Genomic DNA, 25166 nt, shown 5'->3' with positions numbered 1-25166 from the left:
ACGACATCCGGAGGCAGGACATGGCGAAGATCGCATTCGACGACGACTCCGCGGTCGTCATCATCGGTTCAGGCGCAGGCGGCGGCACGCTCGCGAACGAGTTGTGCCAGAAGGGCATCAAGGTGATCGTGCTCGAGGCGGGAGCCACGCAGTCCGTCGCGACGTTCATCAACGACGAGTGGAAATCCTTCTCGCAGCTGGCGTGGCTCGACGCGCGCACGACCTCGGGCAGCTGGCGCATCGCGAAGGATTTTCCCGGACTGCCGGCGTGGATCTGCAAGACCGTCGGCGGCACGACGACGCACTGGGCGGGCGCCTCGCTGCGCTTCCAGGAACACGAGTTCAAGGCGCGCAAGCATTACGGCGCGATCAAGGGCGCGAACCTGATGGACTGGCCGCTGACGCTGAAGGACCTCGAGCCCTGGTACGACAAGGCGGAGGACAAGATGGGCGTCACGCGCACCCACGGCATTCCCGGCCTTCCGGGCAACAATAATTTCAAGGTGATGCACGCCGGGGCGACCAAGCTCGGCTACAAGCAGGTACACACCGGGCGCATGGCCATCAACAGCAAGCCGCGCGACGGCCGCGGCAGCTGCCAGCAGATCGGCTTCTGCTTCCAGGGCTGCAAGAGCGGCGCAAAGTGGTCCGTGCTCTACACCGAGCTGCCCAAGGCCGAGGCGACCGGCAACCTCGACCTGCGCCCCGAGTCCCACGTCACGCGCATCGAGCACAACGCCGTCGGCAAGGTGAGCGCCGTCGTGTACTTCGACAAGGCCGGCCAGGAGCAGCGGCAGAAGGCGCGCGTCGTGTGCGTCGCCGGCAACTCGATCGAGACGCCGCGCCTGTTGCTGATGTCGGCGAGCGACAAGTTCCGCGACGGCCTCGCGAATTCCTCGGGCCAGGTCGGGCGCAACTACATGCGCCACATGACCGGTTCGGTGTACGCGGCGTTCAAGGAGCCCGTGAATATGTTCCGCGGCACGACGATGGCCGGCATCGTCGGCGACGAGGCGGGCAACAACCCGAAACGCGGCTTCGTCGGCGGCTACGAGATGGAGACGCTGTCGCTCGGCGTGCCCTTCATGGCGGCCTTCCTCAACCCCGGCGGCTGGGGCGCGGAGTTCGCGTGGTGGATGGAACACTACAGCCAGCTCGCCGGCATGTGGCTGGTCGGCGAGGACATGCCGCGCGAGACCAACCGCGTCACGCTCAACGCGAACGTCAAGGACAAGTACGGCAACCCGGTGCCCAACGTGCACTTCGACGATCACCCGAACGACGTTGCGATGCGCAAGCACGCCTACACGCAGGGCGAGCGCGTCTACCAGGCCGCCGGCGCGATCCGCAGCTTCCGCACGCCGCCCTATCCCTCGACGCACAACCTCGGCACCTGCCGCATGGGCGCCTCGGCCGCCGACAGCGTGTGCAACGCGTACGGGCAGACGCACGACATCCCCAACCTGTTCATCTCGGACGGCAGCCAGTTCACCACCGGCGGCGCGGAGAACCCGACGCTGACGATCGTCGCCCTCGCAATCCGCCAAGCGGATCACATCGCCACCCTGATGAGCCAACGGGCGCTCTGAACCGGGGCAAGGGGAACGACACATGTGTGAATACTTCGTGAAAGCCGACCCGATCCAGTACGAGCAGCGCACGCGCACGATCCGCATCCATGGCGTGCTCACGAGCATCCGGCTGGAGAACATGGTATGGGACATCCTCGCCGAGATGGCCGAGGAAGAGCACTGCACGACCAACCATCTCGTCGTGAGCTTCCACGACGAGATCCTCGCGCACCGGGGCGAGGTGCCGAACTTCGCCTCGTTCCTGCGCATCACCTGCATGCGCCACCTGCGACGCAAGCTCACCGCAGCGGAGCGTGCCCTCCCAAACGAGCCGGCGCCGGCACCTCAGTTGGCGCCACCGCGGATCGTCGCGGTGGCGGGCCGGTCCTGAGCCTGCTCCGTCCCGCGGCAGCCGGCGCCGAAACCGACGCGCAGCAGGTATTTCCCCAACCCACCGGAATCTCCATGGCCAAAATCATCCACAGCATGATCCGCGTGCTGGATCTCGACAAATCGATGCGCTTCTACGAAGACGTCCTCGGCCTGCGCGAATCGCACCGCCTAGACTTTCCCGAGTTCACGCTCGTCTACCTGCGCAATGCGGAAAACGACTACGAACTCGAGCTGACGCTCAACAAGGGCCGCGAGGAGGCCTACACGCACGGCACCGGCTACGGCCACATCGCCGTCGTCGAGCCGGACGTCACCGCGCGCCACGCCGAACTGACGGCCAAGGGCTACGAGCCGGCACCGGTGAAGGAATTCAAGCGCGGCGACGAGTTGCTCGCGCGCTTCTTCTTCATCCAGGACCCGGACGGCTACAAGATCGAGGTGCTCGAGCGCCACGGCCACTACCGGTGACGGCATCGCGCCGCTGAGCCGCCTCAGTCCCTTGCCCGCCCCGTGCCGGATGCCGGCACGGGGCGGGGCGCAGGCGCGCATCGGATCACGCCGGGCTCTACGCGGACCGCAGTCGATCGTTCAATTCGCTCGAGCCGGCGGCAGCCGGGACGCAAAATCCCGGCCCGGACCTTGCCCGAGGCAAGGTCGACTGGTCTTTCCACTCGCAAAATAATCGTTTCAGTTCAATATCTTGCCAGTCACAAAGGGCATGCCGGCTATGCATGCACCTTCATATTTTCCTTCGCACCGGACGGTGCTAGCATCGCCCTACGTTAAATTGTTTGATGTCAAACAATACAGCCCGCCGGACTTGGCCGCGGGACAGGAGGCGATGTGAAGAAACTGCTGACACTGATGGTCAATGGCCGCCCGCGCGAGGATGCGGTCGCCGAGAATGCGCTGCTGATCGACTACCTGCGCGACACGCTGGGCCTCACGGGCACCAAGCAGGGTTGTGACGGCGGCGAGTGCGGCGCCTGCACGGTGCTGGTCGAAGGCGAACCGCGCCTGGCGTGCAGCACGCTCGCGCACAGCGCCGAGGGGCGCCACATCGAGACCATCGAGGGTCTGAGCACCGCCGGCAACCTGTCGCGCCTGCAGCGCGCCTTCCACGAACATCTCGGCGCCCAGTGCGGCTTCTGCACGCCGGGCATGATCATGGCCGCCGAGGCGCTGCTGCGGCGCACTCCGCAGCCTTCGCGCGACGAGATCCGCGCGGCGCTCGCCGGAAACCTGTGCCGCTGCACCGGCTACGTGAAGATCCTCGATTCCGTCGAGGCCGCAGCGCGCTGCGGGGACGTCGCGGAGGTCGCGGCATGAACGCGCCGGAACGCAGCCTCACGCACATCGGGCAGGCCGCCCGCAGGCCGGAGGGGGTCGGCGCCCGCATGCCGCTGATCGACGGCGTCGACAAGGTCACCGGCAACGCCCGCTACACCGCCGACCTGCCCGCCCAGGGCGCCCTCGTCGGCCGCATCCTGCGCAGCCCGTGGGCGCATGCCGAGATCGTCGCCGTCGACATCACTGCGGCGCTCAGGCTGCCGGGCGTGCGCGCGGTGATCACGGGCGAGGAATGCGACACGCCCTACGGCGTGATCCCCATCGCGCAGAACGAATTCCCGCTCGCGCGCGGCCGCATCCGCTACATCGGCGAACCGATCGCCGCCGTCGCGGCGGTCGACGAGGCGACCGCCGACGCCGCGCTCGCGCTGATCCGCTTCGAAGTGCGCGAGCTGCCGGCGTATTTCGAGGCGGCCGACGCGCGCAAGGCCGACGCGGTGCTGCTGCACGACAACAAGAAAGGCAACATCGAGCGCGAGGTGCATAACGAGTTCGGCGACACCGCCGCCGGCTTCGCCGCGGCGGACCTGATCCGCGAGGAGGTGTTCGAGTGCGCCGAGGTCCATCACGCGATGATGGAGCCCAACGCCTCGCTCGCCGCGTGGGACGCCGAACGCGGTCACCTGACCCTGTGGTCCGTGACCCAGGTGCCCTACTACGTGCATGAATCGCTGTCGCGCTGCATGAACCTCGACGCGGCCTACATCCGCGTCATCAAGCCCTTCGTCGGTGGCGGCTTCGGCCACCGCGTCGAGACGCTCAACTTCGAGATCATCTGTGCGCTACTCGCCCGCGCCGCGCGCGGCACCGTGCGCCTGCTGCAGAGCCGCGAGGAGGCCTTCCTGACCCACCGCGGCCGGCCGCAGACCCATATCCGCATGAAGCTCGGCCTCACCCGCGACGGCCGCATGACCGCGTGCGAGGCCGAAGTCGTACAGCGCGGCGGCGCCTACGGCGGCTACGGCCTCGTCACGATCCTGTATTCGGGCGCACTGCTCAACGGCCTGTACGACCTGCCCGCAATGAAGTACGACGGCTACCGCGTGTATACGAACACCCCGCCCTGCGGCGCGATGCGCGGCCACGGCACGGTCAACGTGCGCTTCGCGTTCGAATCGCTGCTCGACACGATGGCCGCGGAGCTGGGCCTCGACGCCTTCGCGGTCCGCCGCCGCAACCTGCTCGTCGCGCCGACCGAGACCATCAACGGCCTGAAGGTGATGAGCTACGGCCTGCCCGAATGCCTCGACTGGGTCGAAGAGGCGTCGTGCTGGAGCGAGCGTGCTGCACGTCCCCGCGACGACGGCCCGATCCGCCGCGGCATCGGCATCGCCTGCTCGCACTTCGTCAGCGGCTCGGCCAAACCGGTGCATTTCACCGGCCAGCCGCACGCGACGATCGCGCTGCGCGTCGATTTCGACGCCGCGATCACGATCTTGACCGGGGCCTCCGACATCGGCCAGGGCTCGTCGACGATCATCACCCAGGTCGTCGCCGAAGTGCTGGGCGTCGCCCAGCGCCGCCTGCGCCTCATCGCCACCGACTCCGCGCTCACGCCCAAGGACAACGGCTCGTATTCCTCGCGTGTCACCTTCATGGTCGGCAACGCGGCGGCCGACGCCGCACGCAATCTCAAGCGCGTGCTCGTCACCGCGGCGGCGAAGCGCCTGCAGGTCGCCGAGGCCGAGGTCGACTGGCTGGGCGAGGCAGCCGCGGTGCTCGGCGATCCGGCGCGCCAGATCGGCTTCCACGAGATCGTCGAGGAGGCGCTGGTCGACACCGGCATGCTCACCGTCAAGGGCACCTTCACCTGCCCGGTCGAGTTCCAGGGCGGCAAGCAGCGCGGCGGCGCGGTCGGCTCGACGATGGGCTTCTCGTATGCGGCGCAGGCGGTGCAGGTCGCGGTCGATACCGAACTCGGCACCGTCACCGTCGAGAAGGTGTGGGCAGCCATCGACTGCGGCTTCGCGATCAACCCGATGTCGGTCGAGGGCCAGGTGCAGGGCGCAGTGTGGATGGGCATGGGCCAAGCGCTCTCCGAGGAGACGGTGTACGAGAACGGCCGCCACAAGGCGGTCAGCCTGCTCGACTACCGCGTGCCGACGATGGCCGAGTCGCCCGACATCGACGTGCATATCGTCGAGAGCATGGACCCCAACGGCCCCTTCGGCGCCAAGGAAGCGAGCGAGGGCCCGCTCGCCGGCGTCATGCCCGCGATCGCCGCGGCGATCGAGGATGCCACCGGCCGCCGCATCCGCGACCTTCCCTTCACCCCGGATCGCGTCTTCGACGCGCTCAACCGCAAACCCCGCGCCGGTGCCATCGCACCGGCTACCGTCCAAGGAGAGGCATGATGGGCGCCCTGTCCGAATTCCGTCTGATGCGTGCGACGAGTGCGGCCGACGCGGTGCGCCTGCGCGGCGAGTTTCCCGCCAGCCGCTTCATCGCCGGCGGCACCGACCTGCTGCCGAACATGCGCCGCGGTCTGACCGGCGCCGAAGTCCTGATCGACCTCGGCGGCGTCGATGAGATCCGCGAACTACGCCGCGACGGCGACGTTCTGCGCATCGGCGCCGGGGTCACGCTCGCGACGCTCTCGGCCGACCCGACCGTCGTCGCCCGCCTGCCCGCGCTCGCCCAGGCCGCGCTGGCCGTCGCCGGGCCCACGCACCGCCGCGCAGCGACGCTGGGCGGCAACCTGTGCCTCGACACCCGCTGCCAGTACTACAACCAGAGCGAGGACTGGCGCCGCGGCAACGACTTCTGCATGAAGCGCTCCGGCGACGTCTGCCGCGTCGCGCCGAAGTCGAGCCGCTGCTACGCGGCCTTCAGCGGCGACGTCGCGCCCGCCCTGCTCGCGCTCGGTGCCGAGGTGGAAGTTCTCGGCCCGCAGGGATTGCGCCGTCTTCCGCTCGCCGACTTCTACATCGACGACGGCATGGCCTGGCTCGCGCTCGGCCCGGACGAGCTGCTGGTCGCGGTGATGGTGCCCCTCGTCGCCGGCCGCACCAGCGCCTACGAGAAAATCCGCGTGCGTGGCGCGATCGACTTCCCGCTCGCGGGCGTCGCCGTGGCGCTGCGCCGCGACGGCGAGCTGATCGGCGAGCTGCGTGTCGCCTGCACCGGCGTGTCCTCGCGCCCCGAGTTCATCGCCGGCCTCGACGAACTGGTCGGCAAGCCGCTGGACGACGCGGCGCTCGCTACAATGGAACGTCACCTCAAGCGCGGCATCCAGCCGATGGAGACGACGCTCGTGAGCGTCCCCTACCGTCGTCGCGCGACGCCGCTGCTGGCGAAGCGGCTCGTGCGCCGGCTGTGGGAAGAAGCCCGACAAGGAGCCTGACATGGACAGTGTCAACCTCGAAGTGCTGCGCCAAGCCGTCGCGTGGAGCGAGGCCCGCGTGCCGGTCACGCTCGCCACCGTCGTGCGCACCTGGGGTTCGTCCCCGCGCCCCGAAGGCGCACTGCTCGCGATCGCCGGCGACGGGCGACTGGTCGGCTCGGTGTCCGGCGGCTGCATCGAGGACGACCTCCTCGACCGCCTGTGCGCGGAACACCCCGTGCGGCCCGAGCACGTCACCTACGGCATCACCGCCGACCAGACGCGCCGCTTCGGCCTGCCCTGCGGCGGCAAGCTGGAACTCGTGCTGGAGCCGGTCGCCCCCGGCAACCGGCTGGCCGAAACCCTCGCCGCGATCGAACGCGGCGAGATGGTCGCGCGCCGCCTCGACCTCGAGACCGGTGCCGTCGATCTCCTCGGCGACGTCCCCGACAGCGCGGTCGTGTTCGACGGCCGCATGCTCGTGTCCGCCTTCGGCCCGCGCTGGCGCATGCTGATCATCGGCGCCGGCCAGCTCTCCCGCTATCTCGCCGAATTCGCGCTGGCGCTCGACTACCAGGTGACGATCTGCGAGCCGCGCGAGGAATATCGGGAAACCTGGGCCGTGCCCGGCGCTGCGTTGACGACCGAGATGCCCGACGATGCGGTGATGGCAATGCGCCCCGACTGCCGCACGGTGATCATCGGCGGCACCCACGACCCCAAGCTCGACGACCTCGCGCTGATCGACGCGCTCAAGACCAACGCCTTCTACGTCGGCGCAATCGGCTCGCGCGCCAACAGCGAACGGCGGCGGGAGCGGCTGAAACTCTTCGACCTCACCGACGCCGACGTCGACCGCCTGCACGGGCCGGTCGGCCTGCCGCTGGGCAGCCGCACCCCGCCGGAGATCGCGCTGGCGATCCTCGCCGACATCACCGCGCGCCGCAACGGCGTGACGCTGGTCGCCGCCGAAACACGTCCCGCTTCGGTCGGCGACGCCTGCCCGACACTCTGAAGAGTGCGTTCGCGGATCCCGGACGCAGCCACGCCTTGCGGGTGCCGCCCTGCACCCGTCGTGCGGCATTGCCCAAAAAACGTAAATTTCATCCGCCGGACGGTGACGTTTTCCGCGGATGGGATCAAAGTAGGCATTCGCCGGCGGCAATGCGACCAAGGGAGGGGCACATGGGCACCGAGATCGACGGGCACAACGCGGCTCCATCCTTCCCCTACCTGCTCTACCGTTACCTCTGGCCCTTCCAGTACTTCCGCGACGTCACCCGCGGCGGCCGCATGGAACGCCAGCAGAACTACCGCCACAACCGTGCGATGCGCCGCTATCTGCCCGGCTTCGTCGCGAAATGGAGCTTCCTGACGGTGTTCGCGATGGCCGTCGGCGGCGCGCTGGATCAGTTCGGCCTTGCCGTGCCCGCGGCCGGCTGCTTCATCTTCGCCACCTGGACGCTGCTGGTCGCACTCGTGCTCACGGTCGACTGGCTGTGGCTCGAACGCTTCCCCGAGTTGTACTAGCCCTCTACTTGTACCAGGGCAAGGTGCGCCGCAGCGACACGATCTCGCCCGCAGCAGCCGCGTCGTAGCCCGGCTGCGCCTCCGCCAGACGACGGAAAGCGTCGCTGCGCAGGGCGTCGAGCACCGCGCGCATGCCCGGCGACTCCAGCCCGTCCTTGAGGCACACGAGGAAGTACTGCTCGTGCGCCAGCGGCACGAAGTCGAGGCCGAAGCGCTGTGCCGCCGCACGCAGGCCGAAGCCGCAGTCGGCGCTGCCCGCCGCCACATGCGCGGCGACCGACAGGTGCGTGTGTTCCTCGCTCGCATAGCCCGCGATCGCCGCCGGCGACATGCGCGCCCGCGCCAGCAGCTCGTCGAACACCAGGCGCGTGCCGGAACCCTTCAGCCGGTTCACGAAGACGATGTCCGTCCGCGCGAGATCCTCGAGCACCGCCAGCCCGCGCGGGTTGCCGGGCGCGACGATCAGGCCCTGCTCGCGCCGCGCGAAGCGGATCAGCTTGTGCACGCCCAGGCGCAGTTCGCGCCCGATCGCGGCATGGATCAGCGATCCGCGCCGGCACAGCTTCTCGTCGTCGAGCGGCAGGTGGATGCCGGCGAGCGTGCAGCCGCCCGCGTTGAGCCGCTGCAGCGCCTGGGTGCTGCCGACGTAATCCACGTCCAGCAGTACCCGTGCATCGCGCAGCAATGCATCGCGCAAGCCGCCGAACAGCAGGTCGTGGCTCGCGGCCGTGCGCATCACGTCCAGCCCCGGATCCACCGCCAGCAGCAGCTCGCGGTCCAGCACCCCGGCCAGGCTTTCGGCCTGCGGCAGCAGGCGCGCCAGCGCGCGCTTCTCGGCCCACAGCAGCCTTTCCCCGAACTCCGACAGCCGCGCCGCGCGCCCCTGCCCGCCGGCGATCAGCGCCTGGCCGAAGGCGGCCTCGTGACGCCGCAACTCGCCCCACAGATGGCGGTAGGACACCCCGAGTTGCTCCGCTGCCCTGGCGATCGAGCCCTGCACGCGGATCGCGTCGAGCATCGCGGTCAGCGGATTGCCCAGCTGCAAGGCGCCGCCCGGCTGCGCATCCTCGCTGCCGGCGACGAAACGGTAATCGAGTGTCACGCCCATGCATCGAGCTTAACCGAAAATCCCCTCGCCCTTGCCCGCGGTCCTGCGCACGCATGCCGCGCATGCACAAAAAGCAACAGGTCTTTCTGCCGCTTCACCAGGCGCAGCGCACCGCGCCACGAGGCGATTCCTGCAGCATGCCGGCGGCCGCAGCGCGGAGAAGCTCCCGCCATCCTATGCAACACCGTGCATAGGCCACCACACCACGCCTGGCGCAGTCCGGGCACGCCTGCGCGGGTTTTGGTACAAGTGCTTGGAACCATAAGACCACGGAGACCCTTGATGGCAAATCTGTTCCGCCCCCTGCTCCTCGCCTGCGCCTGCCTGCTGGGCATCGCCGCCGTGCACGCCGAAGACAAATTCATCACCGTCGCATCCACCACCTCGACCGAACAGTCGGGACTGTTCGGCCACCTGCTGCCGCGCTTCGAGCAGCAGGCGGGCTTCAAGGTCCGCGTCGTCGCGCTCGGCACCGGCCAGGCGCTCGACACCGGGCGCCGTGGCGACGCCGACGTGGTGTTCGTGCATGACCGCGTCGCCGAGGAGAAATTCGTCGCCGACGGCTTCGGCGTCGAGCGCAAGGAAGTGATGTACAACGACTTCATCCTCGTCGGCGCGAAGGCGGATCCGGCCAGGGTCGCCGGCGGGCGCGACATCGTCGAGGCGCTGAAGAAGGTCGAGGCCGCGAAGGCGCCCTTCGTGTCGCGCGGCGACAAGAGCGGCACGCACGCGGCCGAACTGCGCCTGTGGAAGATGGCTGGCATCGACCTCGAGCAGGCGAAGGGCCCGTGGTACCGCGACTCGGGCTCCGGCATGGGCCCCGCGCTCAACATGGCCGCCTCGCTCGGCGCCTACATCCTCGCCGACCGTGGCACCTGGCTGTCGTTCAAGAACCGCCAGGACCTCACGATCGCCGTCGAGGGCGACAAGCGCCTGTTCAACCAGTACGGCGTGATCCTCGTGAACCCCGCGAAGCACCCGCACGTGAAGCGTGAAATGGGTCAGCAGTTCATCGACTGGATCGTCTCGCCGGCCGGCCAGACGGCCATCGCCGAGTACAAGATCGGCGGCGAGCAGCTGTTCTTCCCCAACGCGACGAAGTAAGCAAGGCCGTGCCGGGGGCACGCACGCGGGCCGTGCCCCGGCCTTTGTGCCCCCGAAACGCCACACCCCTTGATTCCCGTCAACGCGGGCCGGACGCCGGCGAACTATGGTTGCGGAGCTTTTTTCCCCAACCCCCGCCATGACCTCCAATACGAAAATCGAACTCGTCTGCCCGGCAGGTAGCCTGCCGGCGCTGAAGACGGCCGTCGACCATGGAGCCGACTGCGTCTACCTCGGCTTCAAGGACGCGACCAACGCGCGCAACTTCACCGGCCTGAACTTCGACGCCAAGGCGATGACCGAAGGCGTGCGCTACGCCCACGACCGCAAGCGCAAGGTCCTCGTCGCCCTCAACACCTATCCGCAGGCCGGCAACTGGTCCGGCTGGACCGCCGCGGTGGACCGCGCCGCCGACCTCGGCATCGACGCGATCATCGTCGCCGACCCCGGCCTGATGGCCTACGCGCAGAAGAAGCACCCGCAGCTGCGCCTGCACCTCTCCGTGCAGGGCTCCGCGACCACCTACGAGGCGATCAACTTCTACGCCGAGCGCTTCGGCGTCCAGCGCGCGGTGCTGCCGCGCGTGCTGTCGCTGCCGCAGGTGCAGCACGTCATCGCCAACACCCAGGTCGAGATCGAGGTGTTCGGCTTCGGCGGCCTGTGCGTGATGGTCGAAGGGCGCTGCGCGTTGTCCGCCTACGCGACCGGCGAATCGCCCAACTGCAACGGCGCCTGCTCGCCGGGCAAGCACGTGCGCTGGGAACAGACGCCCAAGGGCATGGAAACACGGCTCAACGGCATCCTCATCGACCGCTTCGACGACGGCGAGCGCGCCGGCTACCCGACCCTGTGCAAGGGCCGCTTCGACGTGAACGGCGAGACCTACTACGCGATCGAGGAACCGACCAGCCTCAACACGCTGGAACTGCTGCCCGAACTCGCCCGCGCCGGCGTGCGCGCGATCAAGATCGAAGGCCGCCAGCGCAGCCCGGCCTACGTCGCGCAGGTCACCAAGGTCTGGCGCGAGGCGATCGACAAGGTCATGCGCGACGCCGACGGCTTCAAGGTGCAGCCCGCCTGGATCGCCGAACTCGACAAGGTTTCCGAAGGCCGCAGCCACACGCTCGGCGCGTACTACCGGCCGTGGAAGTGAACACGATGAAAATTGCCCTGGGTCCCCTGCTCTACTACTGGTCGCGTCAGCAGACACTCGACTTCTACGCACAGGTCGCGGAAAGTCCCGCCGACATCGTCTATCTCGGCGAAACGGTGTGCTCGCGCCGCCACGAACTGCGCGCCGAAGACTGGCTCGAAGTCGCGGCGATGCTCAAGGCCGCCGGCAAGGAAGCCGTGCTGTCCTCGCAGTCGCTGATCGAATCCGAATCCGACCTCAAGGCCCTGCGCCGCGTCGTCGCGCAGGACGAATTCCGCGTCGAAGCCAACGACATGTCGGCGGTGCAGCTGCTGACCAAGGCCGGCCGCCGCGACTGGATCGCCGGCCCGACGCTCAACATCTTCAACCCGCAGACGCTGTCGATGCTGGCCGAAGCGGGCGCGACGCGCTGGATGGCGCCGCCCGAGATGTCCGGCGCGGTGCTCGCCGAACTCCTCGCCTCCGGCGCCCCCGCGATCGAGACCGAAGTGCTCGCCTGGGGGCGGCTACCGCTCGCCCATTCGGCGCGCTGCTTCACCGCCCGCCACTACAACCTGCAGAAGGACACCTGCGAGTTCCGCTGCCTGGGCATGAAGGACGGCCTGGTGCTGCGCACCCGCGAAGGCGAGGCCTTCCTGACCCTCAACGGCGTGCAGACGCAGTCGGCACGCGTGCATAACCTGCTCGGCGACCTGCCCAAGCTGCGCGAGACCGCCCAGGTGCTGCGCGTGAGCCCACAGGGCGACGACACCGTGCGCGTGCTCGAGCTCTTCCGCGACGCGGTCGCCGGCAAGCTGTCGCCGCAGGACGCCTTCGGCCAGAGCAAGGCGCTGATGGTCGAGGCGCCGTGCAACGGCTTCTGGCACGGCCGCCCCGGCGTCGAACAGTACGTCTCCGCCTGATTTCGTTTTCCTGGAGTCACATCCGATGAGCAGCTTCCGCATCCCGGCCTTCACGCTCCCCGCGCCGCTCGCGCGCCTCGCGTCGCACCTGCCGCAGCGCCCGCCCACGCTGGCGCTGACCACGGCGCTCAACCTCGCGCTCGGTCGCGTGCTGTCGCGCGAGGACCTCGAGTCGCTGACCGGCCGCCACCTGCGCATGCGCGTGCGCGACGCCGGCCTGACGCTGGACTTCACCCTCGGCCCGCGCGGCTTCGTACCGCTGGCGAGCGGCGGCGAGCCCGACCTCACGCTCACTGCCAACGTGCGCGACTACATCGCGCTGGCGCTGCGCGAGGAAGACCCCGACACGCTGTTCTTCGGCCGCCGCCTGCTGATGGAAGGCGCCACCGACCTCGGCCTGCTGGTCAAGAACACGCTGGACGCGATCGACTGGGACGCCCTGCACGCGGAATACGCACCTTCCAGCGTGCTGCGCCGCCTGAACCCGCTGACGCGCAACCGCCCGCAGCAGTCGCTCGGCGCGCACTGACGCGAGCACGGGGCGCCGGCCGCACGGCCGCGCCCCGCCCCCCTTGCGCGACCGCGCCCTGGCGCGCAGCCGGCGCCCGGCGCCGGCTCATTCGAGCCGCTCGTTCCCGCCGTTGAAGGTCTTCATGTAGCGGAACACCAGCGCCGCACGCGAACGCACCCCCAGCTTCGCATACACCGTCTTGAGGTAGGACCGCACGGTGAATTCGCTGATGCGCAGCCGATCGGCCACCTGCTTGGTCAGATAGCCCATGCACAGCAGCTGGACGATCTGCAGTTCCCGGCTGGTCAGCACCCTGGCGATGTCCGGCGCGGCATGGGCAAGCGCTTCGGCGGAAGGGCCGACGCCCGGACGCCCCGCAGGGTCCGCGACCACCGCGTAGCGGTGCCCCTCGAATTCGAAGTGGGCGATTTCGCCGTCCACATAGGTCAGGCGCACGCCCTTGGCACCTCCGGTCGTGAGGTGGCCCGGGATCAGGCCGTCGACGAGCACGACGCGGCAGGTGCGCCCGGCCAGCTCGATCTGCCCGATCTCCCGTCCGGCATCGCAGCGCGCGGCCCCCTCCGACTCCCGGGCATGCGCCCCGAACGGCTCACCCCCATCCTTGCGATGGGCGGTCACGACGACGGCGCTCGCGCGAAATCCGGCCTTGCCCGACGCCCGACCCAGCAGAATCCCAGCTGCATGTCTCTTCCTCTTTGACCTGTGCGGATGAAGACGCCAGCGGCGGTTCGCCGCGACGTCCTCGCTCGACGTGCGCTCTCGCGCGGAATGTCCGGCGCTGCACCACGATTGCACAAGCAAGACTGCGCCTCGACCACGGGATCGGGTCGATCTGTCGCTCTGCCGGGGGTGCGACGCATCCCTTTGGTATGAAGTTTTTGTCTTTTTGGCATACGCCCCGGCAAAGCGCAAGTCCCAGAAGACGGTATAAACGGACTACCCAATTTGAGCTAGTACACCCGCTCGCGGACGTCCACGCGCCCCCGTTTTGCCGCCCCCATCGGCACTCCCGCAACCCCGCCGGCGCGCACCGGCGCCCCTTTCCGGACTAGCGACATCGCGCGATTTCGCCAGCGGCCGCCCCTGCCTAGAGTGCAGCCATGGCGGGATCAGGCATGCGCCCAGGGCGGGCCGCGCCGTTCCCTCCCTGCGGCAGCATCGATTGCGGAGGCATGCGATGGGACCATTCGACACGAACCTGATGGATGACGCGGACGCGGTCGGCGACGGCATGGACGAGGCCGCCACGTTCGACGAGGCGGACGCCGGCGCGGACTTCGGCTCCGATCCCTTTGCCGACGAATACGACGCAGCCGGCGAGGAGCTGTCCGGCGACGAAGCCGCGGACCTCGGCGATTCCGCCGTCGATCTCGGTGAAGGCGCGGACGAGGGCGTCGACGACATGGCGCTGTGGAACGCGTTCGAGGAAGAGGTGGCCGATGCGCTCGACGCGGCCGACGACGACGAGTTCTTCGGCCGCCTGCTGGGCGGGCTGGGACGCGCGGCCGGCGTCATGAGCCGCGGCCTTGGCGGCGTTGCCCGCATCGCCGGCCGCGCCCGCGGTTTCGCGCGCCAGGCAGGGCGGGTTGCCGGACGCGTCGGCCGGGTGGCCGGCGCCGTGTCGCCGGCGGCGATGGCCGCTGCCCGGCTTGCCGGCATGCTCGGCGCTCCGGGCGCGGCGAACGCACTCGGGCAGGTCGGTCGCGCCGCCCAGGGCGTCGGACGCGCAGCGGGCCATGCCCGCGGGCTGGCCGGTTCCTTCGGCCAGGCGGCCGGCGGCGCGCAGGGCCTGTTCGCTCAATTGAGCCAGTTGCTGGGCCAGAGCGAGGGCGCCGATGACGCCTTCGACGCGGTGGCGGACCTCTACCTCGAGGACGGCATCGACGAAGCCCTGCCGGCGGCGGTCGGCCTGGCCGCACGTGCGGCGGCGCGCGGGCTGGGCTTCCGCAACGTCGGACAACTGTCGATGGCTTCCCGGCGGGCGCTGGTGCGCGGCGTGGCTGCGGCGGCACGCGAGCTGGTGCGTTCGCGCGGCCCGCAGGCGGTGCGCGCGCTGCCCGGCCTTGCCCGTTCGGCGACGCGCGTGGCGCAGCGTCAGGCGCCCACCCCGCAACGCGCCGTGCAGGTCGTGCGCCGCGGCCTGCCGCAGGCGGCCCGGCGTGTCGCACAGAGCCCGCGCATGGCCGCCAGCCTGGCCCGGGCCCGGGCGCGCCCGCCGCGGCCGCTCGCCCGCCCCACGGACATCGGCCACGGCATGCCGACGGGCGGCACCGGCCAACGCCGCGTCATCCATATCAACGGGCCGGCCACCCTCACGATCACCCCCCGTTGATCCCAGCCGCAGAAAGGAGACCACCATGGACCGATTCGAAACCGATGTGATGGACGACCTCATGGACGAGGCGGCCGAGGGCCCCAGCCGCAACGCGATGGACGCCTACGACGAGATGGACGAGGACGCGTACGACGCGGAGGACTACGGCGACGAAGGCGACGACGAGTTTCTTGGCCGCCTGCTCGGCGGTGTCGGGCGCGTCGCCGCGGGGCTGCTGGGCGGCGGAGGCGGTGGCGGCGAGGGCTTCGACGAGTACGACGAGGCGGACGAATACGAACTCGGCGACGCGGGCGACGAGATGGACGAGTATGCCGCCGACGACTGGGATGCGGGCGATGCGGTCGACGCGATGGACGACGTCGTCGCCGAAGCGATGGACGCCGCCGACGGCGACGAGTTCTTCCGCCGCCTCGGGCGCATCGCACGCGGTGTCGGCCGCGGCATCGGCCGCGCCGCGCGCGTGGTGGGGCCGCTCGCGAGCATGCTGCCGATTCCGCAGGCGCAGCTGATCGGCCGCATCGCCAATGTCGCCGGACGCCTGCTGGCGGATGGCGCCGACGAATTCGAGGTGTTCGACGAGCTGGTCGACGGCCTGGACGAGGACGGCATCGACGCCGCCGCGCCGGTGCTTGCGGGCATGGTGGTGCGCCGCGCGCTGCCGTCGGTGGCACGCGCAGCGCCGCAGGTGCGCCGCGCCGTCGTGCGTGGTGTCGCACGCGCGGTCCGCACGGCGGCACGCCGTCAGGGCCCCACCGCGGCACGGGCGGTCGCGCGCGCCGTGCGTGCGACACGCCGCATCGTGCAGCGCCGGCGCATCGCGCCACGCGCGGCCGGTCGCGTGGTGCAGCGCGTCGCGCAGCAGGTCGTGCGTCAGCCGCAGGCGGTGAGCCGCCTCGCGCGCCCGCTGGTGGCCCCCGCGCGTCGCGCGACGCCACGCGGACAGGCGGCACGCGTGATCGCCCGCACGGTCGCTCCCGTCGCCCGCCGCGTCGTCACGGCCACCGTGCGCCGCGCCCCGGCCACGATCGTCGGCGGCTGCCCGCACTGCGGCGTGCGCACGATGCGCCTGCGCGGGCCGGTGACGATCACCATCCGCGGACGCTGAGCCGGCATTCCGGGCGCCATCGGAGGCGGACATCATGGACCTGCGGCGATTCCTCCAGGCCAAGATCAACGGGTTGTCGGCCCGCCTGTCGCGGCTCGCGCGGATCGACAATGCCTTCGTCGGCCTGCGGCCGCAGGACATGCCCTACGCCCCCTCGCCGCGCCACTTCCAGGTCGCCAACGAACGCCTGGCGGCCGTCGAACAGCGCATACGCGCACGTTTCGCGACCCTGCACGAGGGCTGGGAGCGGCGCCCGCCGCAACGCGTGCTGATCGACGTCGCGCTGGTCGAGCGCGAACTGGACCGCGCGCGACGCCTGTTCGGGATGTTCTACGAGGTGTTCGCACAGCGCGGCACCAGCTTCGGCCCCGCGCTGGCCGCGCACGACGTCATCGCCGACGACTGCTACCAGGCGATCCGCCAGGCCGCGCCGCGCATCTTCGACGCGCCGCTGCTCAAACCCGTGTGCTACATGGAGCATGGCTATTCACCGGCGACAATGCGCCGCGGCGTGCAGCTGTCGCGCCTGCTGGGCGAAGCCAACCCCTTCCCGCTGATCCGCATCCCGTGGGACCGCGACCAGCCGTGGCAGTCGGTGTTCCTGCACGAGGTCGCGCACAACCTGCAGGCCGACCTGGGGATCTGGCAGGAAAACCGCAAGGCGGTGCTGCGCCGGATCATGGGGCGCACGCGCGATCCCTTCCTGTCCACGGTGTATGGCCGCTGGCACAAGGAGATCTTCGCCGATCTTGCCGCGATCCTGCTCGGCGGACCGGCGGCGGCGTGGGGCATGGCGGACTTCCTCGCCCACCCGCAGCCGCGCACGATGACCTACCGCCCCGGCGGCGCCCATCCCACGGCCTACCTGCGCGTGTACCTGCTGGCCGAGATGATGCGGCGGCTGGGCTTCACCGCCGACGCGACGAAGCTGCTGCGTGTGTGGCAAGGCCTATACCGCCCGCAGCGCGGCCACCGCATCCCGGCGCCGCTGATGAGCAGCGCGCCGCGGATCATTCCCGACGTCGTCGACGAGATCGCCTTCCAGACACGGCGCAACCTCGCCCAGCGCGCGCTGGTGGACATCATCCCCTTCGCCCGCGAGGACGAGGCGGCAATCCGCGCCGGCGCCCGCGAGATCGAAGCGGGCCAGCGGCCCCCGCTGGCGCCCCGCCATCTGGTCAGCGCGGCGCATTACGCACTGGGGCACGGCCGCATCACCGCCCCCGTGCTCGCTCGGCGCGTGATCGAACAGCTCAACGGAACAGGCTCGCAGCGCACGCCCCTGCGGCGGGTCGCATAGCGCCGGCCCGGCCATTTTCACCACGAGGATCCGAACATGCCCAGCTACGCCTCTTCCTCATCGAATCCAACCGCCCTGACGACCAGTCAGGATCGCCTGGTGCTGGACAACTTGATCCGGCGCGAACTGAAGGTCGGCGACCCGAGCGATCCGCAGCAGGTGGCGCAGGCGCTGCTCGAGCGCTACCGCGGCGACCCGCGCGCCCAGGCGATCACGCAGGAATCGCGCGGCCTGCCCTTCCTGCAGGCGGTCGCGCCGGTGGCGACCGTCTCGACGCAGTCCGCGGCCAGCGGCGCGGAGTGGCAGCAGGCCACCGACGACATCGAAAGCGACCTGCGCAGCCTGACCGCCGACGCCATCCTCAAGGACGTGAAGCCCGAGCTGCACGGCTGGGCGCAGGCGATCCGCACGGCACTGGCGGAAGGCTACAACGCGGCACGCTTCGCACTCGACCCGCGCAACCGCGACAAGGGCTTCGCGATGCGCCGCCAGCTCAACGACTACGCCCGCCTCGCCCGCCTGGTCGGCGCACACACGCCGGCGCTGGTGGCGAACTTCCGCAAGTTCGCGCAGAGCCTCGACGAGGCGGCCAACCTGCTGCTCGTGATCATGGGCGAGGCGCTCGCCAACATCGGCTTCGGCGGCGGACGCTACCTGCCGCAGGTGGCCTACAGCGAACTGCAGACGCGGCGCGACGCGGCGATCTACGCGCTGCGCAATCTCGTCGGCAGCACGCAGATGGCCTACGGCCCGGAAGACTGGCCGCGCGGCCTGGACGCCTATCGCCAGCTCACCGAGCTGCTGGAGGCGCAGGGCCAGAACGATCTGCGCTCGCTGCTGGTGGAGACGGAACTGGCACGCACGATGGACGAGCTCGTTCAGCGCAGCGGCGACAACACCTCGGACGGCCTGCGCGCGGTAGGATCCACGGCCCTGCTCGCGCTCGAACGCTTCCGCCGCATGGTGAAGGTGGCGCGCCGCGGCATCAGCCCGGAGTCGCCTGCGCTCTATGCCTACCTCGAAGCCCTGCAGTTCTTCGCCTCGGCCTTCGACTCCGCCGGCGGCTTCCGCCTGATGAAGATCGCCCGTCCGCCCATCCTGTTCTACGGCCTGTACGGCAACACCGGCATGGACGACGCCGATCGCCGCCTCGTGGAGCTGATCACGCGCCGCGGCATGCTCGCCGAGACGCTCGACTGCCACGCCGGCAGCTGCTGCACGAGCAACCGCGCATGCCTCGTGCTGCTCGACAAGGTGCTGTACGACCTCGACCGCGCGATCGACCTGTACGCGCTCGGGTTCTCCGATTTCGGCGCGACCGAGCGGCGCGCGTCGGCCTATGGCTTCGTGATCGATGCGGTGATCGCCGCGGCCGGCCCATGCCGCACCCCCGCAGCAACCGCGCTCGACCAGAAGGTGATCGAGCGTCTTGAGGAGCTGGCGGACGACGTGTTGCGTCCGTCGATCGACATCGCGACGGACGAAGGCATGCGCACCGCCGTGCGTCGCATCCGCGAGTTGGCAGCACGAATCATCGCGGCACTGACGGCCGCCGGCCTGCCCGACACCGACGACGTCGTGAACCGGCGGGCAGCGCTACCCGGAGGGGTGACCGGCAGCACCGACGCCGTCACGCTGACGAGGCTGTACGCGGCCATCGTGCGCAGCGACGCGCGCCTGCGCGCGGCCGACGTCTTCGTCGAAGGCGACGGCGAGGTCGAGGCCTACGTCGGCGTGATCGAGCAGGAGTTGTGCCTGCAGCGCGAAATGGAGACCCGCTGGGACAACCTCGTCCATACGATGATCGCAAACTGCGGCACGATCGACATCTCGCTCGGCCAACTGCGCGAAGTCGTCGACATTGCGACGCAAGCGGTCGCCGGCGAAGTGTGCCGCGAAGAGGCTCCGATCGACCTGCCGCCCGCGCTGGAGACCTCGTTCGACACCTTCATCGACAACGTCGAGCGCACCGGCCTCGGCCGCCCGAACCGCGTCGCGGCCCTGCAGAAGCGCCGCTAGCCGCCCCGCGCCGGGTTCGCAAGGAGTCACGCCATGCTCGCCTACGTTCCGAAATTCCATGACCGCATCGATCGCGCCCTGTCGCGCGCGCTGGGCGGCGCCACGGTGCTGTCCGAGATTCGCACCGCCGTCGTGAGCACCCTGCCCGGCGCAATCGCGCCGCTGGCGCCGGACCTCGCAGCGATCCGTGCGCAAGTCGGTGCACTTCCCGCCCACATCGACCAGTCGAAGATCGACACACTCAGCCAGATCAAGACCGAATTGGCGATCACCGCGACGCAGATCGTCGGAGACCTGAAATCGACCCCGATCCCGCCACCAGCACCGCCACCGGACATCGATGCGCGCGTCGCCCCGGCCTTGCGCATCCTGATCCAGGCCCAAGGCATAGCGCTCGACGCCACACCCGACGAGACCGTGGGCAAGCCGAAGCAGTTCAAGGATGACGTCGCGATCGAGGCGCTGCGCCGCTCGGACACGGCCGACGCCGTGCGCTCGGTGCTGCCGCCCGAGCTGAAGGACCGTTTCGACCGCGCCTTGCGCAAATTCGACGACCCCACGCCCGCCCACCGCAGCCGGCGCTGGGCCGAGATGCAGCAGCTGTGCGTGGAGATCGCCGCGCTGGATCTCCCGGACGACCAAGGAAACGCCTGACGCCCGTCTGCCCCCAGGAGCGAAATCATGAGCTTCCAGACCACCGAAACCATCCAGCGCCTTTGGGAAACCTTCCTGCGCGACCAGCTGGCCAATCTGCCGCCCGAGCAGCGCCAGCCCTTCGAACAGCAGTTCGAACAGCGCTTCGGCGAGCTGCTCAAGGGTGCGGCCAACGGCAGCGGACGCGACGGCTTCCTCGACCTGATCGGTTTCGGCGACGACGGCGCGCCGGAATTCGACCAGATCGCCTATCCGTACATCCAGCCCGACTTCGACGACGCGGTCGTGCCCAGCCAGCTGCATGCGGCGGCCGAGCTGTACTACATCTACCAGCACGAGCGCATGAAGATCTTCCAGGTCATGGACGTGCTGCTGCGTCTCTTCCGCCTCGGCAAGATGCGCATCCAGCGCGGCCCCGGCGCGCGCGGCCTGTACCTGCTGCAGAAATGGACGCCGCTGCGCTACACCCTCAACGACCGCATGATCGCCTACCGCCGCGCCTTCAACTACGGCACCGCGCAGGCGCCGGCGGGCGCGGTCGTGAATCGCAACTTCCATCGCCAGATCGTCGGCTTCATGGTTGCCGTCGGCCAGTATTTCCGCGACCTGCTGATCGGCGAAGTCATCCGCGGCGGCCAGCTCATCGAGCAGCGCCCCTTCGGCAGCGTCGCCACCGTGCAGCGCATCGGCCTCGACCTGCGCTACGCGCTCGACCGCTCCACCTACGGCAACATCTTCGCGCTGGCGATGGAGACCGGCCACTACCTGAAGACCGTGCTGCAGCTCCTCGACGCGCCCGACATCAAGAAGGCCTTCGACGCCAACACCAAGTGGGACGTCGTCGAGATCGTCTCCAACCGCCACCTCGGCGGCGTCGCCGAGCCCTCGCAGCGTGCCAAGATGGCCGAGAGCGGCCGGCGCATCCTGCAGTTCGTCGCCGACAACGACTTCAAGACCGCGATCGACCCGATCCTGTTCCAGAGCGTGATCCGCCCGATGGGCGCCCACGCCGAGGCCTGGATCGCCGCCTACCGCATGACGCCCGAAGGCCGCGGCTTCCCCGGCGTGACGCCGGCCCTGAACAGCGTGCTGGGCGTGCCCCAGCCGGTCAGCGCCTGAGCGGCGCAGCGGGCGTGATGCGCGATGCTGGCCGACGACCTCCTCGTCTCGGTGCGCAGCCGCAAGCTGCCCTGCGTGCTCGACCCCGCGCTGGTGCTGGGCTCGGCCTGGGGACTGGAACTGGCGCTGCGGCTCACCTGGGTGACCGAGCCCTGGCTCACGCGCGCCTTCTGGCAGCTGATCGACGCCAGTGAACTGCTGATGCCGCAGTTGGCGGACGCGCCCGCGCCCGACATGCTGCAGCCGCGCGACGACGTCCTGCGCGCCTGGATCGCCCTGCGCGACCACACGGATGCGGGCTCCTGGCCGTTCCGCTGGGTGGGCGACCGCTTCGCCGAATCGCAGCTCAAGGATCACGCCGATGCCGGCCTGCTCGAGCGCTATGAGAGCCTCGCCGAAAGCCTCGCCGGCCGCGCGGGCGACGGCGAGGCGGAGCTGCGGCACGGCTGGCCGCTGCTGTGGGATCCGCTGCAGGCAAGCCTCGACACCCTCGCGCTGTCCGCCGCCCTCGACGCGGCCGTGGTGCTGACCGCACACGTGCGCGATGACAATCCGTGGCCGGTCCGCGCCCTGCATCGCCTCGACCTGCACACCGCCCGCCTCGACCCCGTGCCGCCCGACTCCCTGTTCGCCGCCGAACGCGCGCTGCTGCGTGACGCGCTCGCCGCGGCCGGACTCGCGAGCATGGTGCAGCGCCTGCCGCCCCTCGCGGTCGTGCACGTGATGACCGGGGACGCCCTCGGGGACGCCCCCCGGGCCATCGGCGGCGACGAGCTCGCCGGCGGGCACGCGCAAGCCGCGACCGATCCGTGGCGCGACGCCCGCGCCTGGTGGTATCTCATCTAGTGGTCTGCTTCGTAAATCAAGGGACTGGACGAAAGCGATGGATTGCGAGCTGAGGCAAGGCGCGAACCGGAGCAATAGCAGTAGCTATTGCGAGGATGAGCAACGCCGCCACGGGTCGCAAGACGCGCTTTCGTGTCCCGGCATTTGCGAAGCAGACCACTAACCCAGCGGGGGAGACGCATGAACACCCGAGCGCAAGCCTCCACGCCGCGCCTCAACGCCGACGAACTCGTCGCCGTCTCCGTGCAGGGCCAGGTCGCCCACCCCGTCGCCCGCGCATCGGCCTACCGCGTCGGTCACGACGGCGTGCCGCGCGTCCTCCCCGGCACCGGCGGCATCGTGCTGAACCAGCGCATCGGCGACCCCTGCGTGGGCCTGGCGGGGGACCACATCGAACCCGGCGCCGCCCTGCACAACAACAACCGCGAGGTGGTCGGACCGCGCGACGGACCGAACAACGCCCTCATCACCTACGCCTGCGTCGGCAATCTCGCCCGCATCGTCAGCGGCCCCTGCAGCGGCAAGGTGGGCCTCGTCACCGGCAAGCACGGCGGCATCAACCACGTGCTGGTGGACTTCCCCACCGAAGTGCTGCTGCGCCTGCAGATCGGCGACCGCGTGCAGATCGTGTCGCACGGCCAGGGCCTGCGCCTTGCCGACCACCCGCGCATCGAAGTGCTCAACTGCGCCCCCCGCCTGCTGCGCCGCTGGGGGCTCGTCGAACGCGACGGCCGCCTGCAGGTGCCGGTCACGCACCTCGTGCCGGCCCGCATCATGGGCTCGGGGCTGGGCAAGAACACGGCGTGGCGCGGCGACTACGACATCCAGCTGGCCGACCGCGCGACTCGCGCACGCTACCGCCTGGGCAGCCTGCGTTTCGGCGACATGGTCGCCATCACCGACGCCGATACCCGCCGCGGCCCGCTGTACGCGTCGGGGCGCGTGACGATCGGCGTGATCGTGCATGGCGACAGCACCGTGAGCGGCCACGGGCCCGGCGTCACCCCGCTGCTCACCGGCCCCGCCGCGCTGCTGCGCCCGGTACACGACGCACGTGCGAACCTCGCCGAGATCTTCGGCGTGCGTCGGGCGGCTGTGCCGCGCGAGCGCTCCATCCTCGCCGAAAGCGATCGCCGGCAACGCTGCGTCGTGCGCGAGGCTCCGCCGCGGCTGGCGTTCTGAGCAGAACGAGCATCGCGGGCGGCCCCCGCGAACGCGCAGCCCGGCTCGAATCCGCAGGCGCGCGCTGAAACCTGTTCGGGCTAGAATCGAGGCTCCACGACTCCAGCGCCCCGACCCGCCGATGCCTCTCGCGCGTGCCGTTTCATCCCTGCCGCGCCATCTCGCCTTCGCCTACGGACTGCTGATCGTCTACGCCTGCCTGCACCCGCTGACCGGCTGGCGGCCGACCGGGCTGCCCCTGCTCGACTTCCTCGCCGCCCCCTGGCCCAAGTACTACCGCAGCGCCGACATCGTGCTGAACGTGCTCGGCTTCCTGCCCTTCGGCTTCGTGCTCGCGCCGGCCCTGCCGCAACGACTCGGGCGCGGCGCGGGCGTCGCGATCGCGACGCTGGCCGCGGCGCTGCTGTCCTTCGGCATGGAGGTGACGCAGAACTTCCTGCCCACGCGCGTACCGTCGAACGTCGACCTCGCCTGCAACGTCACCGGCGCCCTGCTCGGGGCGCTCGCCGGCGCACGCTGGGGCCATCCGCTGTTCGACCAGAGCGGCTGGCTGCACCGCTGGCGCTCGGCGCGCGTCATCCCGGGGCACATTGGCGACTTCGGGCTGATCCTGCTGGGCCTGTGGCTGCTCGCGCAGTTCACGCCCGACCGCGTGCTCTTCGGCAGCGGCGACCTGCGCCAGTTGCTGGGCCTGCCGACGCCGCTGCACTTCGAGCCGGAACGCTACATCCTGCTCGAGACCGTGCAGGTCGCGATCACGATCCTCGGCGTGGGCCTGTTCGCACGCTGCATGATGCGCAGCGCCTCGCCGTGGCCGATCGCGCTGCTCCTGCTGCTGGGGATCGGCGCCAAGTCGATCGCGACCGCATCCTTCTACCTCCCCGGCGAAGCGCTGCTGTGGCTCACGCCGGGCACGCGCCAGGGCCTGCTGCTGGGGCTGCTCGCGCTCGCTGCCGCACTGCTGCTGGCGAGCGTGCTGCAGCACGCGCTGGCCGGCGTCGCACTGCTCGCGGCCACCAGCCTCACCAACCTGCTGCCCGAGAACCCCTACTTCGAGGTCGGCCACCGCATGCTCGGCCAGGGCAACTTCCTCAACTTCCACGGCCTCACCGAACTCAGCGCCAACCTGTGGCCCTTCCTCGCACTCGCCTACCTGTCCGCGGTGGGCCTGTGGCGCGGGGAGCATCTCACGCGGCGTTGAGCGGCCCGCGGCTATAATCGCTCGCATTGCGGAACGGCCCGCCGCCGCGTCCCCCCTTCCGGAGCACCCGATGAGTTATTTCAAGCACCACGTGTTCTTCTGCTGCAACCAGCGCGAACCCGGCAACACCTGCTGCAACGACCACAAGGCGACGGTGATGCAGACCTATGCCAAGGACCGCATCGCCGCGCTCGGCCTCAAGGGCCGCGGCAAGATCCGCATCAACAAGGCCGGCTGCCTCGACCGCTGCGACGAGGGCCCGGTGCTGGTCGTGTATCCGGACAACGTCTGGTACACCTACGTCGACCAGGACGACGTCGACGAGATCATCAACGAGCATCTCGTGCACGGCCGCATCGTCGAACGCCTGCGGCTGGCGGACAATCCATGAGCGCGTCGCCGGGCCGTCCCAAGACGCGCTCAGTCCCGCCTGGCGGGAC

Annotated in this window: 24 protein-coding genes; 22 read left to right on the top strand and 2 right to left on the bottom strand. The window is 69.9% G+C overall.

Annotated elements, in window-relative coordinates; genetic code table 11:
* Positions 1-20: 20 nt before the first annotated feature.
* From GO615_RS17385 to GO615_RS17350, 8 genes are all read left to right on the top strand, one after another.
* On the top strand, positions 21-1589 hold the full coding sequence (locus tag GO615_RS17385; protein WP_169130347.1) for a GMC family oxidoreductase: 1569 nt from the start codon (positions 21-23) through the stop codon (positions 1587-1589).
* Between the two features lie 22 nt (positions 1590-1611).
* On the top strand, positions 1612-1962 hold the full coding sequence (locus GO615_RS17380) for a ribbon-helix-helix domain-containing protein (protein WP_169130345.1): 351 nt from the start codon (positions 1612-1614) through the stop codon (positions 1960-1962).
* Positions 1963-2036: 74 nt separating this feature from the next.
* On the top strand, positions 2037-2432 hold the full coding sequence (locus tag GO615_RS17375) for a VOC family protein (RefSeq protein ID WP_169130343.1): 396 nt from the start codon (positions 2037-2039) through the stop codon (positions 2430-2432).
* A 375-nt stretch (positions 2433-2807) separates the two neighbouring features.
* Complete coding sequence (gene hcrC, locus GO615_RS17370) at positions 2808-3293, top strand: 4-hydroxybenzoyl-CoA reductase subunit gamma (RefSeq protein ID WP_169130341.1); 486 nt, start codon at positions 2808-2810, stop codon at positions 3291-3293.
* Positions 3290-5668, top strand: coding sequence for a 4-hydroxybenzoyl-CoA reductase subunit alpha (hcrA, locus tag GO615_RS17365; RefSeq protein WP_211167201.1), 2379 nt, complete (start codon positions 3290-3292; stop codon positions 5666-5668). Before hcrC ends, hcrA begins: the two co-directional genes overlap by 4 nt.
* The gene (hcrB, locus tag GO615_RS17360; protein WP_246262340.1) at positions 5665-6657 is read left to right on the top strand and encodes a 4-hydroxybenzoyl-CoA reductase subunit beta; all 993 of its coding nucleotides are present in this window, start codon (positions 5665-5667) and stop codon (positions 6655-6657) included. Before hcrA ends, hcrB begins: the two co-directional genes overlap by 4 nt.
* Position 6658: 1 nt before the next feature.
* The gene (locus tag GO615_RS17355) at positions 6659-7651 is read left to right on the top strand and encodes an XdhC family protein (protein WP_169130339.1); all 993 of its coding nucleotides are present in this window, start codon (positions 6659-6661) and stop codon (positions 7649-7651) included.
* Positions 7652-7821: 170 nt separating this feature from the next.
* Positions 7822-8166: a hypothetical protein gene (locus tag GO615_RS17350; protein WP_169130337.1), complete on the top strand. Its 345-nt coding sequence runs from the start codon at positions 7822-7824 to the stop codon at positions 8164-8166.
* 4 nt (positions 8167-8170) lie between these two features.
* Here the strand turns inward: GO615_RS17350 and GO615_RS17345 are convergent, their stop codons facing one another.
* The gene (locus GO615_RS17345; protein WP_169130335.1) at positions 8171-9274 is read right to left on the bottom strand and encodes a substrate-binding domain-containing protein; all 1104 of its coding nucleotides are present in this window, start codon (positions 9272-9274) and stop codon (positions 8171-8173) included.
* 282 nt (positions 9275-9556) lie between these two features.
* Between GO615_RS17345 and GO615_RS17340 the strand changes: the two genes are divergently transcribed.
* The 4 genes from GO615_RS17340 (at position 9557) to ubiT (ending at position 12962) form a co-directional block, all read left to right on the top strand.
* Positions 9557-10378 (top strand): ABC transporter substrate-binding protein, encoded by an 822-nt coding sequence (locus GO615_RS17340; RefSeq protein WP_211167200.1) that lies wholly within the window; start codon positions 9557-9559, stop codon positions 10376-10378.
* A 139-nt stretch (positions 10379-10517) separates the two neighbouring features.
* Positions 10518-11531, top strand: a complete 1014-nt coding sequence (gene ubiU, locus GO615_RS17335) for a ubiquinone anaerobic biosynthesis protein UbiU (RefSeq protein ID WP_211167199.1) — start codon at positions 10518-10520, stop codon at positions 11529-11531.
* Between the two features lie 5 nt (positions 11532-11536).
* Positions 11537-12433, top strand: a complete 897-nt coding sequence (locus GO615_RS17330; RefSeq protein WP_169130331.1) for a U32 family peptidase — start codon at positions 11537-11539, stop codon at positions 12431-12433.
* Positions 12434-12458: 25 nt separating this feature from the next.
* The gene (gene ubiT / locus GO615_RS17325; RefSeq protein WP_169130329.1) at positions 12459-12962 is read left to right on the top strand and encodes a ubiquinone anaerobic biosynthesis accessory factor UbiT; all 504 of its coding nucleotides are present in this window, start codon (positions 12459-12461) and stop codon (positions 12960-12962) included.
* 87 nt (positions 12963-13049) lie between these two features.
* Here ubiT and GO615_RS29215 read toward each other — a convergent pair whose 3' ends face one another.
* A complete protein-coding gene (locus GO615_RS29215) occupies positions 13050-13583 on the bottom strand; it encodes a LuxR C-terminal-related transcriptional regulator (protein ID WP_169130327.1) in 534 nt (177 codons plus the stop codon).
* Positions 13584-14142: 559 nt separating this feature from the next.
* Between GO615_RS29215 and GO615_RS17315 the strand changes: the two genes are divergently transcribed.
* The 10 genes from GO615_RS17315 (at position 14143) to GO615_RS17270 (ending at position 25117) form a co-directional block, all read left to right on the top strand.
* Positions 14143-15297, top strand: coding sequence for a hypothetical protein (locus tag GO615_RS17315; protein ID WP_169130324.1), 1155 nt, complete (start codon positions 14143-14145; stop codon positions 15295-15297).
* Between the two features lie 25 nt (positions 15298-15322).
* A complete protein-coding gene (locus GO615_RS17310; RefSeq protein ID WP_169130322.1) occupies positions 15323-16405 on the top strand; it encodes a transposase family protein in 1083 nt (360 codons plus the stop codon).
* A 34-nt stretch (positions 16406-16439) separates the two neighbouring features.
* Positions 16440-17705: a hypothetical protein gene (locus GO615_RS17305; RefSeq protein ID WP_169130319.1), complete on the top strand. Its 1266-nt coding sequence runs from the start codon at positions 16440-16442 to the stop codon at positions 17703-17705.
* Between the two features lie 36 nt (positions 17706-17741).
* On the top strand, positions 17742-19724 hold the full coding sequence (locus tag GO615_RS17300) for a hypothetical protein (protein ID WP_169130317.1): 1983 nt from the start codon (positions 17742-17744) through the stop codon (positions 19722-19724).
* A 33-nt stretch (positions 19725-19757) separates the two neighbouring features.
* Entirely contained in the window at positions 19758-20378 is a 621-nt protein-coding gene (locus tag GO615_RS17295; RefSeq protein WP_169130314.1) for a hypothetical protein, read from the top strand.
* 27 nt (positions 20379-20405) lie between these two features.
* Positions 20406-21497, top strand: coding sequence for a hypothetical protein (locus GO615_RS17290; RefSeq protein WP_169130312.1), 1092 nt, complete (start codon positions 20406-20408; stop codon positions 21495-21497).
* Between the two features lie 24 nt (positions 21498-21521).
* Positions 21522-22343: a hypothetical protein gene (locus GO615_RS17285; protein WP_169130310.1), complete on the top strand. Its 822-nt coding sequence runs from the start codon at positions 21522-21524 to the stop codon at positions 22341-22343.
* Positions 22344-22523: 180 nt separating this feature from the next.
* The gene (locus GO615_RS17280; RefSeq protein WP_169130308.1) at positions 22524-23525 is read left to right on the top strand and encodes a DUF4438 domain-containing protein; all 1002 of its coding nucleotides are present in this window, start codon (positions 22524-22526) and stop codon (positions 23523-23525) included.
* Positions 23526-23646: 121 nt separating this feature from the next.
* A complete protein-coding gene (locus GO615_RS17275; protein WP_169130306.1) occupies positions 23647-24726 on the top strand; it encodes a VanZ family protein in 1080 nt (359 codons plus the stop codon).
* Positions 24727-24796: 70 nt separating this feature from the next.
* Complete coding sequence (locus tag GO615_RS17270) at positions 24797-25117, top strand: (2Fe-2S) ferredoxin domain-containing protein (RefSeq protein WP_169130303.1); 321 nt, start codon at positions 24797-24799, stop codon at positions 25115-25117.
* Positions 25118-25166: the final 49 nt, after the last annotated feature.

Source organism: Aromatoleum evansii, assembly GCF_012910805.1.
GTDB lineage: Bacteria > Pseudomonadota > Gammaproteobacteria > Burkholderiales > Rhodocyclaceae > Aromatoleum > Aromatoleum evansii.
The sequence above is the reverse complement of the archived record's forward strand: the minus strand, read 5'-3'. Positions and strand labels throughout refer to the sequence as shown.

What these genes read in the sequence shown, in the direction of transcription:
- GO615_RS17385 (WP_169130347.1), top strand. Translation starts at nt 21, where the DNA reads ATGGCGAAGATCGCATTCGACGACGACTCCGCGGTCGTCATCATCGGT.
- GO615_RS17380 (WP_169130345.1), top strand. Translation starts at nt 1,612, where the DNA reads ATGTGTGAATACTTCGTGAAAGCCGACCCGATCCAGTACGAGCAGCGC.
- GO615_RS17375 (WP_169130343.1), top strand. Translation starts at nt 2,037, where the DNA reads ATGGCCAAAATCATCCACAGCATGATCCGCGTGCTGGATCTCGACAAA.
- hcrA (WP_211167201.1), top strand. Translation starts at nt 3,290, where the DNA reads ATGAACGCGCCGGAACGCAGCCTCACGCACATCGGGCAGGCCGCCCGC.
- hcrB (WP_246262340.1), top strand. Translation starts at nt 5,665, where the DNA reads ATGATGGGCGCCCTGTCCGAATTCCGTCTGATGCGTGCGACGAGTGCG.
- GO615_RS17355 (WP_169130339.1), top strand. Translation starts at nt 6,659, where the DNA reads ATGGACAGTGTCAACCTCGAAGTGCTGCGCCAAGCCGTCGCGTGGAGC.
- GO615_RS17350 (WP_169130337.1), top strand. Translation starts at nt 7,822, where the DNA reads ATGGGCACCGAGATCGACGGGCACAACGCGGCTCCATCCTTCCCCTAC.
- GO615_RS17345 (WP_169130335.1), bottom strand. Translation starts at nt 9,274, where the DNA reads ATGGGCGTGACACTCGATTACCGTTTCGTCGCCGGCAGCGAGGATGCG.
- GO615_RS17340 (WP_211167200.1), top strand. Translation starts at nt 9,557, where the DNA reads ATGGCAAATCTGTTCCGCCCCCTGCTCCTCGCCTGCGCCTGCCTGCTG.
- ubiU (WP_211167199.1), top strand. Translation starts at nt 10,518, where the DNA reads ATGACCTCCAATACGAAAATCGAACTCGTCTGCCCGGCAGGTAGCCTG.
- GO615_RS17330 (WP_169130331.1), top strand. Translation starts at nt 11,537, where the DNA reads ATGAAAATTGCCCTGGGTCCCCTGCTCTACTACTGGTCGCGTCAGCAG.
- ubiT (WP_169130329.1), top strand. Translation starts at nt 12,459, where the DNA reads ATGAGCAGCTTCCGCATCCCGGCCTTCACGCTCCCCGCGCCGCTCGCG.
- GO615_RS17315 (WP_169130324.1), top strand. Translation starts at nt 14,143, where the DNA reads ATGGGACCATTCGACACGAACCTGATGGATGACGCGGACGCGGTCGGC.
- GO615_RS17310 (WP_169130322.1), top strand. Translation starts at nt 15,323, where the DNA reads ATGGACCGATTCGAAACCGATGTGATGGACGACCTCATGGACGAGGCG.
- GO615_RS17305 (WP_169130319.1), top strand. Translation starts at nt 16,440, where the DNA reads ATGGACCTGCGGCGATTCCTCCAGGCCAAGATCAACGGGTTGTCGGCC.
- GO615_RS17300 (WP_169130317.1), top strand. Translation starts at nt 17,742, where the DNA reads ATGCCCAGCTACGCCTCTTCCTCATCGAATCCAACCGCCCTGACGACC.
- GO615_RS17295 (WP_169130314.1), top strand. Translation starts at nt 19,758, where the DNA reads ATGCTCGCCTACGTTCCGAAATTCCATGACCGCATCGATCGCGCCCTG.
- GO615_RS17290 (WP_169130312.1), top strand. Translation starts at nt 20,406, where the DNA reads ATGAGCTTCCAGACCACCGAAACCATCCAGCGCCTTTGGGAAACCTTC.
- GO615_RS17285 (WP_169130310.1), top strand. Translation starts at nt 21,522, where the DNA reads ATGCTGGCCGACGACCTCCTCGTCTCGGTGCGCAGCCGCAAGCTGCCC.
- GO615_RS17280 (WP_169130308.1), top strand. Translation starts at nt 22,524, where the DNA reads ATGAACACCCGAGCGCAAGCCTCCACGCCGCGCCTCAACGCCGACGAA.
- GO615_RS17275 (WP_169130306.1), top strand. Translation starts at nt 23,647, where the DNA reads ATGCCTCTCGCGCGTGCCGTTTCATCCCTGCCGCGCCATCTCGCCTTC.
- GO615_RS17270 (WP_169130303.1), top strand. Translation starts at nt 24,797, where the DNA reads ATGAGTTATTTCAAGCACCACGTGTTCTTCTGCTGCAACCAGCGCGAA.